Origin of the sequence: Mycobacterium sp. (assembly GCF_039583785.1) — a bacterium.
Classification (GTDB): domain Bacteria; phylum Actinomycetota; class Actinomycetes; order Mycobacteriales; family Mycobacteriaceae; genus Mycobacterium.
On record NZ_JAVKSG010000001.1, the window covers coordinates 1 to 13,797 of the forward strand.

11 protein-coding genes and 1 pseudogene are annotated in these 13,797 nt (G+C 64.7%); 5 read left to right on the forward strand and 7 right to left on the reverse strand.

The features are described 5' to 3' along the window. Nucleotides 1-456: 456 nt before the first annotated feature. From ABDV69_RS00005 to ABDV69_RS00015, 3 genes are all read right to left on the reverse strand, one after another. A complete protein-coding gene (locus ABDV69_RS00005) occupies nt 457-930 on the reverse strand; it encodes a CAP domain-containing protein (RefSeq protein ID WP_343571231.1) in 474 nt (157 codons plus the stop codon). Between the two features lie 213 nt (nt 931-1,143). Continuing rightward, on the reverse strand, nt 1,144-2,313 hold the full coding sequence (locus ABDV69_RS00010) for an acyl-CoA desaturase (RefSeq protein ID WP_343571233.1): 1,170 nt from the start codon (nt 2,311-2,313) through the stop codon (nt 1,144-1,146). 32 nt (nt 2,314-2,345) lie between these two features. Further along, nucleotides 2,346-3,440 carry a ferredoxin reductase gene (locus tag ABDV69_RS00015; protein WP_343571234.1) on the reverse strand — a complete coding sequence of 365 codons (1,095 nt, stop codon included), beginning with the start codon at nt 3,438-3,440 and terminating at the stop codon, nt 2,346-2,348. 84 nt (nt 3,441-3,524) lie between these two features. Here ABDV69_RS00015 and ABDV69_RS00020 point away from each other — a divergent pair, with 84 nt between their 5' ends. Continuing rightward, nucleotides 3,525-4,742, forward strand: coding sequence for a helix-turn-helix domain-containing protein (locus ABDV69_RS00020; protein WP_343571235.1), 1,218 nt, complete (start codon nt 3,525-3,527; stop codon nt 4,740-4,742). Between the two features lie 9 nt (nt 4,743-4,751). On the opposite strand, the pseudogene ABDV69_RS00025 reads toward ABDV69_RS00020, so the two are convergent. Beyond that, nucleotides 4,752-4,838, reverse strand: a pseudogene (locus ABDV69_RS00025) (GAF domain-containing protein); the annotation flags it as partial. Between the two features lie 16 nt (nt 4,839-4,854). Here ABDV69_RS00025 and ABDV69_RS00030 point away from each other — a divergent pair. After that, nucleotides 4,855-6,273, forward strand: a complete 1,419-nt coding sequence (locus ABDV69_RS00030; protein ID WP_343571236.1) for an SDR family NAD(P)-dependent oxidoreductase — start codon at nt 4,855-4,857, stop codon at nt 6,271-6,273. 194 nt (nt 6,274-6,467) lie between these two features. Here the strand turns inward: ABDV69_RS00030 and ABDV69_RS00035 are convergent, their stop codons facing one another. The 3 genes from ABDV69_RS00035 to ABDV69_RS00045 form a co-directional block, all read right to left on the reverse strand. Beyond that, complete coding sequence (locus ABDV69_RS00035) at nt 6,468-7,187, reverse strand: N-acetylmuramoyl-L-alanine amidase (protein ID WP_343571238.1); 720 nt, start codon at nt 7,185-7,187, stop codon at nt 6,468-6,470. A 53-nt stretch (nt 7,188-7,240) separates the two neighbouring features. Then, a complete protein-coding gene (locus ABDV69_RS00040; protein ID WP_343571239.1) occupies nt 7,241-7,705 on the reverse strand; it encodes a hypothetical protein in 465 nt (154 codons plus the stop codon). Between the two features lie 236 nt (nt 7,706-7,941). Further along, entirely contained in the window at nt 7,942-9,813 is a 1,872-nt protein-coding gene (locus ABDV69_RS00045) for a hypothetical protein (protein ID WP_343571240.1), read from the reverse strand. Between ABDV69_RS00045 and ABDV69_RS00050 the strand changes: the two genes are divergently transcribed. The 3 genes from ABDV69_RS00050 (at nt 9,803) to ngg (ending at nt 13,796) form a co-directional block, all read left to right on the forward strand. Beyond that, nucleotides 9,803-10,114, forward strand: coding sequence for a hypothetical protein (locus ABDV69_RS00050; RefSeq protein ID WP_343571241.1), 312 nt, complete (start codon nt 9,803-9,805; stop codon nt 10,112-10,114). The genes ABDV69_RS00045 and ABDV69_RS00050 overlap by 11 nt on opposite strands. A gap of 68 nt (nt 10,115-10,182) precedes the next feature. Beyond that, the gene (locus ABDV69_RS00055; RefSeq protein ID WP_343571242.1) at nt 10,183-11,988 is read left to right on the forward strand and encodes an N-acetylglutaminylglutamine amidotransferase; all 1,806 of its coding nucleotides are present in this window, start codon (nt 10,183-10,185) and stop codon (nt 11,986-11,988) included. Then, nucleotides 11,985-13,796 (forward strand): N-acetylglutaminylglutamine synthetase, encoded by a 1,812-nt coding sequence (ngg, locus tag ABDV69_RS00060; RefSeq protein WP_343571243.1) that lies wholly within the window; start codon nt 11,985-11,987, stop codon nt 13,794-13,796. Before ABDV69_RS00055 ends, ngg begins: the two co-directional genes overlap by 4 nt. The last annotated feature ends 1 nt before the right edge of the window (nt 13,797 follow it).

Sequence of the window (13,797 nt, forward strand, 5' to 3'; positions counted from 1 at the left end):
AGATCATCCCCGGGAGGGTGCGCCCACTTTCACGCCACCTCGCCGAGGCTCATCCACAGGTTTTGATCATTGCTCGTTGTTCAGCGGTATAGTGTTTCAGAAAGAAGCGCAGTTGACCCGACGATTTCAGCAATACCTGGAGGCCCGCCAGCGGAAGGTCATGCGGTACAGGATTATTCCCGCCGGTTCCACCGGTGTTGGGCGACAACAGTCCGATTGCACATGGAACGGTCATTCACGGCGATCATCTCCATTCCTCGTTCCTTGCCGCTCTGCGCCGTGGCGAGGAGAGAGTCGAAGTGGAGTCCCCGCAGCGAAGCGAGCAGAACCGACCTTGACGCCCGACGGGCGGCGGCCACAATCGGCTACGAGGAATGGTCGTGAAGGGCCTCGCCGTGAGTGTCTCTTGCTGCGAAGGCGATGGTGATCGGAAAACAGCGTGGCCCGGCTTCGGTCTTAACGACCCGCGAAGTCACCGACGGCGGTCATCTTGTTGCCGTCCGAGGCTACTGCAAAGCCGCCTACGGTGAATGCGCAGTTCAAGATGATCGCTCGATGTGCAGGACTTTCCATCCAACGGTCGAACGCTGCGTTCGGAGTAGCAGCGGATCCAGTGCCCCAGTAGACGATCTCACCCGTGTAGCCGGTCCTGGTGTAGCCCGTATCCGCGATACGCGCCTGCGGTGAAGAGCCGTCCGAACCGATGTGGCCGCCCAAACCGTTCTTGAGCATGTCGTCGGCGTGCCGCTGCGCTGCTACCGTCAAATCCGGGTCGTCGCCGATCACCCCGCATGTCTGGCGAAGCCGGTTGACGCCGCTGTATATGGCGTTCCCCAAATCGTCTGCGCGCGCGGCAAAGCCAGCAATGGTGCCGAGAGCCGTTATGACAACGGTGCAGATCGGGATGACGGCGACGATCTTGACTTTCATTGTCGTGATGCCTCTTGCCACTCACTCGTTTTGCTGTTCTAGCAACCAAATGCTATTCACTTTCGACCCGGAAAAGTCGAGAATCATCAATCCCGCCCCCGGGCCTTCGAGCGTCCACCTTGTCCCCGGCCTCATGCCAGGGTCGTCTCATCATCAAAAAAGTGTTGGCCCTACCGATTACTCAACCCGCAACAGCTGGTAACCGCCGCCGGCTCAGGCGGCGAATGCCGTGGGTGTCGGGCTTCCGAACACCGCCCGTGTCACGTTGGTTGGGCTGATGGCCGCGGTGGCCTTGCGCGCGAAGTCATTCGGGAGAGAAAGACGGAAAACTTTCTTCCACGCCGAGGCGACCTGCTTGGGCAGCGGACCGTTGACGTAGTCAAGTCCGTAGCGTTCGAAGAGCTCCTGCACCTTGGGCGCGATCTCGTGATACCGGTTGCTGGGCAGATCGGGAAACAGGTGGTGCTCGATCTGGAACGACAGGTTGCCCGTCATGAAGTGCATCGTCGGGCTGCCGGAAATGTTGGCCGAGCCCAGCATCTGGCGCAGGTACCACTGGCCGCGGGTCTCGCCCTCGATCGACGTTTTCTCGTAGGTTTGCACACCCTCGGGGAAGTGGCCGCACATGATCACCGAGTGTGTCCACAGGTTGCGCAGGAGGTTGGCGGCGAGGTTCGCGGTGAACGTCGCGGGCGCCGATGGCCCCGACAGCAGCGGGTGCAGGACGTAGTCCTTGCGCATCTGCCGTCCGATTTTCAGCAGTACGTCCTTGGCCTGACGGCGGAATATGTCCTTGTCGGTCTTGCCCTTCAGGTACCGGCCGATCTGTAGGTCGTAGCCGGCGATGCCGTACTGGAAAATGCAGGCGTTGACGAAGTTGGTCAGCGGCTGGGCGAGGTAGAACAGCTTCCAGCGCTGGTCCTCGTCGACCCGCATGATGCCGTAGCCCAGGTCCTGGTCCTTGCCGAGCACGTTGGTGTAGGTGTGGTGCAGCTCGTTGTGCGAGTGCTTCCACATCGCCGAGGGGGAGGCGCTGTCCCACTCCCAGGTGGTCGAGTGAATCTTGTTGTCCCGCATCCAGTCCCATTGACCGTGCATGACGTTGTGCCCGATCTCCATGTTTTCGACGATCTTGGCGACGGTCAGGCCGGCGGTCCCTGCGATCCAGGCCGGCGGGAATAGCGAGAAGAGCAGCACGGCACGGCTGGCGAGCTCGAGCTTGCGTTGGCCGTCGATGACCTTGCGGATATATGCGGCGTCGCGCTCGCCGCGGCTGGCGATCACCTGCGCACGGATGGCGTCGAGCTCGGCGCCAAGGTTCTCGATGTCCTCGTGGCTCAGGTGGGCGATCGGGTTGTCGGCCTTGCGTTGCAGAGTGGTCATGTCAGTTCTCCTGTTGTCGAAGTGTTGAAGTCTCAGAGATCGATATCGCAGGCGCCCGCCGCGGCGGACACACAGGTCTGGATGGCGACGTCGTCGCCGGGTGCCGCGGTGGTGAGGTCACCGGTACGCAGGTCGCGCACGGCGCCTTGGCGCAGCGGGACGACGCAGCCAAAGCAGATGCCCATCCGGCAGCCCGACGGCATCAGGACGCCGGCGGCCTCGCCGGCATCGAGCAGAGTCTGCGAACCGTCGGCATCGACGACTGTCCCGGACTTCGTGAACTGCACGGTGCCACCGTCGCCGGCCGCGATCACGGTGGGCCGAAATCGTTCCACGTGCAGACGGTCACCGATGCCCTCGGCATTCCAACGCGCCTGCAGCGAGTCGAGCATTCCAGCGGGACCACACGCCCACGTCTGCCGCTCGGCGACGTCCTCGACCAAGTGGCCGAGGTCAGCGACATCGAGCTTTCCATCGACGTCAGTGTGTCTCTCCAGCAACCGAATTCGACTCTGTTTGGCCATCATCCGCAGTTCGCCACCGAAGATGACATCCTCGGCGGTCGGCGCAGAGTGCACCACCACCACGTCGGACTCCCCAGCGGCCATATTGCGCAGCATGCCCATCACCGGGGTGATACCGCTACCCGCAGTGAGGAACAAAATCCTCGGCGGCTGTGTGCCATCAAGGGTGAAGTCGCCGGCGGCCTGGTCGAGTCGTACGACCGTGCCAACGGTGACTCGCCGGACCAGGTAATTGCTGACGACCCCGCCGGGGATCGCCTTGACGGTGATGGCGATGTGGTCGTTGGCCCGTCGCCGAGTGCTCGAGGTCAGCGAGTAGGCCCGCCACTGCCGAACCCCGTCGACGTCGACCCCGATGCGGACGTACTGCCCGGGGACGTGAGTGCGCCAGGTGCGTCCCGGCTTGATCACCACGCTGACCGCGTCGCGGGTCTCAGGATGGATCGCGACGACCCGCCCGCGCAGGTCGCTTTGCGAGCGCAGTGGATCGATGACGTCGAGGTAGTCGGACGGAACCAGCGGCGTGGTGAGCCGCTCGGCAAGTTTGATGACCCGGTCCCGCAACGCGCCGACGGCGGTAGGTCGGGGTGCTGTTGTTGTCATATCTCTACTCTGGATGAGCACGACGTATAAGTCTTGGCTGTATGGTGTGAATAAATACGGGCGTTTTGTGCGTAAGGAACAGATTTGTCAGAATCCGCGCTGCGTTTCACCGGTTTGGAGCTGGCCGACGACGTGGCCGCCGCCCTACAGGCCGTGCTCCCGAGGATGGCCGAGCGCACGGTCGCCGCAGTGACCGTCGAGGTGCCCAGCTACACCGACGCCTTCAGCGGGCGAATGGGGCAGAACATCGAGAACGCCGTGCAGATGGCGCTCGGCGCCTTCCTGCGACTGGCCGTGCAGGCGCAAAATTCCGATCCGGCCGCGACCCTGTCGCCCGCGCTCGACGGCGCGTACGGGTTGGGCCGCGGCGAGGCCCGCCAAGGTCGCTCCATCGACGCGTTGCTGTCGGCATACCGGGTCGGTGCTCGGGTGGCCTGGCAGGAACTGTCGGCCACCGCTGTGGGCGCGGGTCTGACCGCCGACACCATCGCCCGGTTCGCCGAGCTGGTGTTCGCGTTCATCGACGAGCTGTCGGCCTCCAGTGTGTCCGGCCACGCCGACGAGTTGGCCACCAGCGGCCGGGTGCGGCAACGCTACCTTGACCGCCTAGTTCAGCAGCTGCTCGCCGGCGAGCCGACCGAGACGTTGCGGGCCAGCGCGGAAAAGGCGGGTTGGAACCCGCCGGCCTCGCTGACCGCGATCGTGCTGGCCGAGAGCCAAACCCGCGGCTTGTCAGCGCGTTTCGGCACGGCGACCCTACAACTGAGTGAGGACCTGCCGGGTGTGGAGCCCACCGAGGCGCTGGCAGTGCTTCTGGTTCCGGATCTGCACGCCCGGGCCCGCAGCCAGCTGCGATCGGCCCTGCAGGGACGACGGGCGCTGGTGGGGCCCGCCCGGCCTTGGACCGCGGTGCGGTCGTCCTATCAGCGTGCGCTACGGGCGCGTGACCTCGCGGTGCCCGACGAGGTCGACGTGGTCGACACCGACGACCACTTGGTCGAGCTCGTCTTGACCGCCGACCGCGCCGCCGTCGAGGATCTGCGTCGACGAGTCCTCGCACCACTAGCCGGACTACGTCCGAGCACCGCCGAACGGCTCACCCACACCCTGCGATCCTGGGTGCTGCACCGAGGACAGCGTGAGGCCGTCGCAGCGGACCTTTTCGTGCACGTCCAGACGGTGCGCTATCGCATGACCCAGCTGCGTGAGCTCTACGGCGAGCGGCTCGACGACCCGCACACCACTCTCGAGCTGACGGTAGCCCTCGGAGTGCCGCCGCGTCCTTCGCAGGACCTGAACTGACGGACGCCGACCCGAGATGCGGCCCGACCAGAACCACCCGTGGGTGTCGAGGGCCCACACAAAGGAGCCCTCGTCGACCGCGGCGAATCGGGCGACCCCGTACCCTTCCCTGGTGAATGCGATCGACCCGGACAAGCTCAACGTCTGCCTGCAGGTGCTCGCCGATATCGAGTCGTTACCGCCTGAGCATCCCGACGCAGTGGCCGTGCGTCGGGCCACGGCCCGCATCTTCAAGTCGGTCAGGAAGGCCCGCCGCGACGCCAAGCGCGACGAAATCGCGGCTGCCGATCGCGCTGTTGTTGCCGCTACCGCCACCGGCGCGGCCGGCCGCATCGACGACGAGACGCAAGGCCTGCCGCTGGTATCGACGGCGGTGGGCGCCTCCGCGGGCACCTTGCTCCGCTCGCGTGCCTGTTACATCTGCAAGAGCCATTACACGGTGGTCGACGTCTTCTACCACCAACTCTGCCCGGCGTGCGCCACGCGCAACCACGCCAAGCGCGACGCTCGCACCGACCTCAGCGGTAGGAGCGCTTTGCTCACCGGTGGCCGCGCCAAGATCGGCATGTACATCGCGCTGCGACTGCTCCGCGACGGCGCTCACACCACCATCACCACTCGCTTTCCGAACGACGCCGTGCGCCGCTTTGCCACGATGCGCGACAGTGCCGAGTGGCTGCACCGGCTACGTGTCGTAGGTATCGACCTGCGCGACCCATCTCAGGTCGTCGTGCTCGCGGACACCGTGGCCGCACAGGGCCCGCTGGACATTTTGATCAACAACGCCGCCCAGACGGTGCGCCGCGCGCCCGGTTCGTACTCGGCGCTCGTCGAAGCGGAGCGCACCCCGGCACCGGAAATCGTCGACGTGATCACGTTCGACCGCGTCAGCGACGCCCATCCCGCGGCACTGACCGGAAGCCTTGCCGAGCACCAAACTCCGCACGCCCTCACCCAACTGGCCCTCGCCGCCCGAAGCGCGTCTCCAGACCGGATCGCCACGGGTACCGCCATCGACGCGGGCGGTCTGCTCCCCGATACCGCGCCGGTCAACAGTTGGACCCAACGCGTGCATGAGGTCGACGCGATGGAACTGCTCGAAGTCCAACTGTGCAACCAGACCGCGCCGTTCATTCTGGTGAGCCGCCTGCGCCCGGCGATGGCCGCGTCAACGTCCCGCCGCAAATACATCGTGAATGTGTCCGCGATGGAGGGCCAGTTCAGTCGCGCATACAAGGGCCCGGGGCATCCCCACACCAACATGGCGAAGGCCGCCTTGAACATGCTCACCCGGACCAGCGCGGCTGAAATGCTGGCCCAAGACGGCATTCTCATGACCGCCGTCGATACGGGCTGGATCACCGACGAGCGGCCACACCCGACCAAGCTGCGGCTGGCCGACGAAGGTTTTCATGCCCCACTCGACCTTGTCGACGGCGCTGCTCGGGTGTACGACCCGATCGTCCGCGGGGAGTCCGGCGAAGATCTGTACGGCTGTTTCCTGAAGGATTACTCGCCGAGCAGCTGGTAGGAGCGACGCGAAAATTCGTTGCGCAGGCTACTCGACAGGTCGGGTTTGATTTTCTGGGCCAGACGTAGCAGCGCGCCGACGAGGGCGCGCTCCTCGATCTCATGGGCGTCGGAGGCCCTGCCGTCACTCTGTCGATCGGGGATGGATTGGCATGCGAGCCCGGGAAATCTGGTCGATCGACGCGGTGACCGCCGCTAGTTGCCGACCTCGATAGCCGCAACCCGTGCGGCGGCGTCGGGTCCGCAGAAGCGCTCGAGATTCACCCCGCCAGTCGCGAGCAGCACGTCGATGCGGCGCTTGAGGTCGCCCGAGGACAGGTGGCTGTAGAGGTTCGCACCGGGGCACGACGTCTGAGCGAAGTCCCGATGACCGGCCAACGTATCGGTCTTGAGGTGAAAATTCTGAGCAGCCCACGCGAATGCCAGCGCAGTTCCCTGAAGTTGCGCCTCCGACACTGCTTCCTTGTCGAAGTCGCCTTCGCACAGCACCAAGAAGTGCCCGGTGGTGTCATAATCGGTGGCGGTGTCGCCGGCTAACTCGGTGCTGCGTAGTTCGTAGAGGTTGCCATTGCGGTCGACGCCGACGTGATACGCGATGTCGATCCAGCCCTTCTGGTCCTGGTGATACAGCTGGTCTTTGCGCAGGCGTCCAGGCGCATTCCGATTGTCGCCGAGCAGCACTGCCTCATGATGCAAGGTCATCCGGGTGATGGTGTGGCGCTTGCCGCCAGGGCGGGCGGGACGTGCGCCCCACGCTTCGCGGCACAGCAGCAAGGCCGATGTGGCGCTGGTCAAGCGGGTGCGAACGGTGAACGTCGCAGCGCTGGAACAGCCGCCGATGGTGGACACCAATGCTGCGCTGCCGGCGAGCCCGAGGAGTTGACGACGGTTGACCTCATCACGGCGCGCGTCCATGCGCCCACGGTACGGATCGCGATCTCAGCAACGGCCCGCTTTTTCAGGGTCAGTCAGTTCCCAGTGATGATCCGTTGCTCGACGTAGCGGCCGGTGACGACATTCGCCGTGGGCAGGCTCGCCATTCGTCGTGCTTCCCGCTTGATTCGCCGGTTCAGCACCCGGTCGTCGCGTCGAGTCAAAGCGGCACCGCGCTCGCTCAGCAGATTCAGTTGCTTCCAGCTGAGCCCATCGAGATCGCCGACGGAGTCGTGAGTAGCGACCACAACGGCGCCGAAAAGAAGCGGCACGGTTTTTGCGGTGAACTGCGTGGTTGCCAGCAGCATTTCGGTCGCGTTGCGGTTGATCTTCCGTGGGCAGCGGCGCGTCGAAGGGGTGAACCAGAAGTCGAACTGCCGATCGGCACTCGTCAGACTTTCCAGCCCATAGTCGTGGACGAGCCCGACGATATCGGCATTGCTATAGGCGCTGGTTTCGTAAACGACGCCGTCAGGGCTGAAGTAGAGGATCGTGTTCATATCGGTTGTCCTTTCTCGACTCTGGGTTGGACTATCTCAAGGTGAGTAACGGCGAATCACATTGTTGTAATTCCCGTTATCACAGTTGGGTTAAACATCCCTAACGAATAAAAACGATTCGGATCGCGGAGGGTGGCTCGAGAGTGACACCGCGCGCGACGGCGACGGTGCGATCGGTCGCGATGCGGGCCGCTTGCCGGCAGGAGCACGACGCTGATCGCGCTCAAGCATGTGGGTTATGTGGCGAGTAGCGCGCCAAGCTCAGTCGGCAGTGTGCTCGCGGTCGACTGAACCAGCTCGGGCATGTTCGCCCATTCCGCCGTCGCCAAACTTCCCAGTTCAGTGGGGAAGTCGTTGTTGGCGCTCAGGATCGCTGTCGCCAGATCGTCGCGGGCATTGAGGAAGCCGGCGATGATCCCGGTATTCGGGTCGAGAACTGTGTCGCTGAACAGGGATCCGAGTTGCTGAGGGAGTAGCAGCGACAGGGCGGTCTGGCCCACCGCCAATTCGGTCGGCAGGCTGATGTCGCTGGCCGCCAGGGGCAGGGTGTTGACGATCGCCTCCAGGCTGCCGACCGGATTGGTGAGCAGGTCGTGGTCGACGGTGGCCCAGTCCGGGGACAGCGCCGGGGTGAATCTGAGGTCCAACGGGATGCTCGGATCGCTGCCGAACACCGCGGCGAAGTTGTCGGCGCCCATCACTCCCTGCAGACCGTGCAGGAGCAATTCCTGGAGCACCCAATCGGGTTGGACGTTCTCGCGGGACGAGTCCAGGGCGAAGTCGTAGGACAGCACGCGCTGCGACATGTCCGCCGCATACTCCGCCGGGCTGACCGTGGGAGTGTCGGCGGGCAGATAGCTGGCGACGTCGGCCACCGGCACCACCTCCGTCGTCACCGGAAGGCCTGTCGGATCGACGCCGTCGGGGAGATTCTCGTACCGGGCGAAGATCTCACCGCTGCTGACACCGCTGCTGTCAAGCCAATTCGCTACGCCGGGATTGGTCGCGCTGACCACGTAGTAGGTGTATCCATCCGGATCGGCGAACGCCGTGGTGTTGTTCAAAGTGGTCTGCGCCAAGGTGGACGGCAGCCCGGCTCCGAAGACGTTCATCAGCTCGATCCCGCTGTAGCCGGATGGCACGTCGGGCACTTGCACGATCAGGGCCTGGCCGGGATTCAGGTCGAAATTCCCACCGGAGACCTCTGCGCTGGGCAGACCCGTTGCGAACAAACTGGTTTCAGGCGCCAGCGCGCCCATCGTGTTGGGCGGCAGATCGATACCGGCGATCTGGGCAAGGCCCATGTTCTCCTGGTTGAAGGGTCCGACGATGTTGCTGAACGCGGTGAACAGCGTCGTCAGCAGCGAGTCGACGGAGGTGATGTGGGTCGTGGAAGGTGCTGCCAGAGCGCCTATTTCGGCTGCAGACTCACCCGCGCTGGGGAAGATGCCGGTGCTCGGGATGGCAAAAAACGCCGGACAGTCGGACACGCAGTGGATGCTGAGGCTGCTCGGGCCTTTTGCCCAATCGCCCAGCGCATCTCGAATCAACAGGGAGGCGTCACCGTGGGTGGTGGCATCGGTGTCGTTGATGAAGTTGACCGCGCCCGTTGGCTCTGTGGGCCCGATGTCGACGGTGAACGTGCCGTCCGGTTTCACGACCAGGCCGTGGTCGAGTTCCAGACTCTCCTTGCTGACAGCGGTCGAGCCGGTGACGGCTTCGGTCGCAAAGGCGAGCGCTTCGGTGCCTTTGCCGACGGTGCCGGTGAGCTCGTAGGTCGCACCGGGCGCCAGTCCGGCAGTCACGTGGTAGTAGATGTCAGGGGTGAAGAACTGGAAGTACTGACGGGAATCGGCGGCATCAGTGGCTACTGCTTCCGGTGACTGGAAGAAGACGCCGTTGAAAAGCTCAGTGACTCTGGATAGTCCAGCGGAGAGCAGTTCATAGTTGGTGTTCTGCAGACCGGTCATCAGCATGGTGTCGCTGCCGGCAGTCGCAAACGGCAGGCCGGCGTCGTAGGCCGCCGCCTGATGCATGGCCTCGAGGAGCTGGTCGAGCGCCGGTTGGTAGGCCGGATCAGATTTGGCGTGCGGCGCGGTGATCGCCATCGCGACTGCGCCCGCCAGCGCGGTTGCCGCCAATCCGAGGGAACGCATCCAACCCGGCGGAACTGAAGTCGCAGTGATGTTGCGCGTCGCGGAGACCATGCCGCTCCCTTCGTTGCTATGCGATGCAATTATTGGTCAAGCCGTTTACGAATGGGACGATTTCAGCGTTACGGGCTCGCAACTCGCGCGGCAAGCTGAAGGCGTGCAGGGCTGGTTGGATGTGGCGGCGTTCATCGTGGGCGGGGACGGTGATGCCCTGCTGACGTCGAGTGCGAATTGGCGACTGCGCTGGTGGGCATAAGGCTTGGGCGGAACAACAGCCGGTCAGCCCCGCCCCCGGCTGGAATCGGCCTCTGTAGGGTTATTGAGGTGTGTGGAGCCACCGGTGAGGTTCGACTCGATGGTCGAGCGCCCGATGTAGCGGCGGTGGCAGCGATGACCGCCGTCATGGCGCCGCGGGGCCCGGACGGCTCGGGCGTGTGGTCACAAGGTCGAGTCGCGCTAGGGCACCGTCGACTGAAAATCATTGACCTGACCGAAACCGGCGCGCAGCCGATGGTCGACTCCGACCTCGGCCTGACGATCGCCTGGAACGGCTGCATCTATAACTACCAGGAATTGCGCACCGAGCTTCAGGGCTACGGTTACCGATTCTTCTCGACCAGCGACACCGAGGTTCTACTCAAGGCCTACCACCGCTGGGGCGACGACTTCGTCAGCCACTTCATGGGCATGTTCGCCTTCGCCATCGTCGAACGCGACAGCGGCCGCGTGCTGCTCGGTCGCGACCGCCTGGGCATCAAGCCGTTGTATGTGACCGAGGACAGCCACCGGGTCAGGTTTGCGTCGTCGTTGCCCGCACTGCTGGCCGGCGGGGGCGTGGACACCCGGATCGATCACGACGCGCTGCACCACTACATGACGTTCCACTCGGTCGTCCCCGCGCCGGCCACCATCCTGCGCGGCGTGCGCAAGATCCCGCCCGGATCGCTGCTCGCCATCGAGCCGGACGGCCGGCGCGTCGCCACCACGTACTGGCTGCCCGATTTCACCCGGCACCAGGACCGCTCCGGCTGGTCCGCATCCGACTGGGAGGACGCTGTGCTGGCGTCGCTGCGCACCGCAGTCGAGCGCCGGCTGGTCGCGGATGTTCCGGTCGGGTGCCTGCTCTCCGGCGGAGTCGACTCCAGCCTGATCGTCGGATTGCTCGCCGAGGCCGGGCAACACGGGTTGTCGACGTTTTCCATCGGCTTCGAGTCCGCCGGCGACATCAAAGGCGACGAGTTCCAGTACTCCGACATCATCGCCGAGCGCTTCGAGACCGAGCACCACCAGATCCGGATCGGCTCCGACCGGATGCTGCCCGCTCTCGACGGGGCCATCGGCGCCATGAGCGAGCCGATGGTCAGCCACGACTGCGTCGCGTTCTACTTGCTCAGCCAGGAAGTCGCCAAGCACGTCAAGGTGGTGCAGTCGGGGCAGGGTGCCGATGAAGTGTTCGCCGGCTATCACTGGTATCCGCCGATGGGCGAATCCGCCGCCGCCACGCTCGAGGGTTCGGTCGCCCAATACCGGGGCGCATTCTTCGATCGTGACGAGGCGGGTCTGGCCGCGATTCTCGCCGAGAGCTACCTAGCGCCGGGCGATCCCAGCCTGCGGTTCGTCACCGAGCATTTCGCGCGGGCCGGCGCCGAAACCGGCATCGACCGCGCGCTGCGGCTCGACACGATGGTGATGTTGGTCGATGATCCGGTCAAGCGGGTCGACAACATGACGATGGCGTGGGGCCTCGAGGGTAGGGTCCCGTTCCTGGACCACGAACTGGTCGAGCTGGCGGCCAGCTGCCCGCCGGAGCTCAAGGTCGCGCACGGCGGCAAGGGTGTCCTCAAAGAGGCGGCGCGACGTGTCATTCCGTCCGAAGTCATCGACCGGCCGAAGGGCTATTTCCCGGTTCCCGCGCTGACCCACCTGGAGGGTCCTTATCTCGACATGGTTCGCGATGCCCTGCACGCACCGGTCGCCAAGGAGCGCGGGTTGTTCGATACTGGCGCAGTGGACGCGCTGCTGGCCGACCCCAACGGCCGCCTGACCCCGCTTCGCGGGAATGAGCTCTGGCAGATTGCGCTGCTGGAACTCTGGTTACAACGACATGGTGTAACCGGGCCGGCGGCATGAGCTCCTTTGGTCCCTCAGAGGACCACCCCGAGGCGATCACACTCGGCTTGCACGATGCGTCACCGCCGCACCTCGTCGACGCGATGTCCAAGGACGTCGAGCTTGAATTGGGTTGGGGGAAACTCATTTTCGGCCAGACTTTTGCCGATGCCAGCACGCTGGCCGAGGCACTCCGACGGGAGGCGCCCGGGCGGCGGGACATCTGCATCTACGCCCGCGAATCCCAAGTCGTCGTCGCCGGAGCACCTTCCGAGCTTTTCATCGACCCAAGCCACACTTATCGGCTGCGCTTTGCCGACGACTCTGACGAGGACCAGTCGACGCCGTCCCCGGTCGGTGTCAACGTGCGCCCGCTCGATGACTCGTCCGATGCCGACGCGATGAACCGCGTCTTCGTCCGCTGTGGCATGGTTCCCGCGCCGGTCGACACGATCTGGCGCAACAATCTGCACGATCCCGCCGTCACCTACCTGCTCGCGGTACGCGAGGACGACGGTGCCGTGGTCGGCACGGTGACCGGTGTCGACCACGAGCTGTTGTTCAACGATCCCGAGCACGGCTCGAGTTTGTGGACGCTGGCGGTCGATCCGGCTGCCGGAATCCCCGGAATCGGCATCGCGCTGACCAAGAAACTGGCCTCGAACTTCCGGCATGCAGGCCGCGCCTACATGGATCTTTCGGTCACCCACGACAATTCGGCCGCGATCCGACTGTATGAAAAGCTGGGCTTCCGCCGCGTCCCGGTGTTGGTGATCAAGCGAAAGAATGCGATCAACCAGCCGTTGTTCAGCCCGCCGCCGGAGACCATCGACGACCTGAACCCCTACGCGCGCATCATCGCCGATGAGGCTTTGCGTCGCGGCATCTGGGTGGAGGTGCTCGACGCCGAAACCGGCGAGATGCGCCTCAACCACGGCGGTCGCAGCGTCATCACTCGAGAATCGTTGTCGGAGTTCACCTCCGCCATCGCGATGTGCCGTTGCGACGACAAAAGACTGACCCGCCGGCTGGTGTCCGACGCGGGCATCATCGTGCCGCGTGCTCGCCTGGCGACTTTCGACAACGACGACTATGCCTTTCTGAAACAGGTGGGTGAGGTCGTCGTCAAACCCACTCGGGGAGAGCAGGGCAAGGGCATCACGGTCGGTGTCACCGCCGGCAACGGCCCCGGGGATCTCATTGCCGCATTGGCACGGGCGCGCGAGCAATCCCCCGAGGCGCTGATCGAGCAGCGCGTTGTCGGGGACGATCTGCGACTCGTGGTGATCGACGGACGCGTGGTTGCCGCGGCGTTGCGGCTGCCGCCTGAGGTCATCGGCACCGGCAAGCACACGGTGCGGGATCTGATCGTGGCAGAGAGCCGACGGCGCTCGGCGGCTACCGGTGGTGAGTCGAACATCCCGCTGGACGCTGTGACGGAGGCGACGGTCTCCGAAGGCGGATGGCAGATGGATAGCGTTCTGCCCCAAGGTAATCGGTTGCGCGTGCGTCATACCGCCAACCTGCATCAGGGTGGAACCATCCACGACGTCACCCCGGACGTGAATCCTGAGCTGTGCCGGGTCGCGGTGACGGCTGCCGAGGTGATCGGCATCCCGGTGACCGGTATCGACCTGCTCGTTCCCGATGTCACCGGCGAGGAGTACGTCTTCATCGAAGCCAACGAGCGGCCGGGTCTGGCGAACCACGAACCACAGCCCACCGCAGCGGCTTTCATTGACTACCTATTTCCAGGTCAGCCGGGTCAACCGTTGGCCTGGACTCCCGACGAATCGCCCCGCGTGCCTGACGATTCAGTCATCCGATAGG

Excerpts from the sequence above, each read along its gene's own strand:
- ABDV69_RS00035 (WP_343571238.1), bottom strand. The coding sequence starts at position 7,187 with ATGGACGCGCGCCGTGATGAGGTCAACCGTCGTCAACTCCTCGGGCTC.
- ABDV69_RS00040 (WP_343571239.1), bottom strand. The coding sequence starts at position 7,705 with ATGAACACGATCCTCTACTTCAGCCCTGACGGCGTCGTTTACGAAACC.
- ngg (WP_343571243.1), top strand. The coding sequence starts at position 11,985 with ATGAGCTCCTTTGGTCCCTCAGAGGACCACCCCGAGGCGATCACACTC.
- ABDV69_RS00010 (WP_343571233.1), bottom strand. The coding sequence starts at position 2,313 with ATGACCACTCTGCAACGCAAGGCCGACAACCCGATCGCCCACCTGAGC.
- ABDV69_RS00015 (WP_343571234.1), bottom strand. The coding sequence starts at position 3,440 with ATGACAACAACAGCACCCCGACCTACCGCCGTCGGCGCGTTGCGGGAC.
- ABDV69_RS00045 (WP_343571240.1), bottom strand. The coding sequence starts at position 9,813 with ATGGCGATCACCGCGCCGCACGCCAAATCTGATCCGGCCTACCAACCG.
- ABDV69_RS00005 (WP_343571231.1), bottom strand. The coding sequence starts at position 930 with ATGAAAGTCAAGATCGTCGCCGTCATCCCGATCTGCACCGTTGTCATA.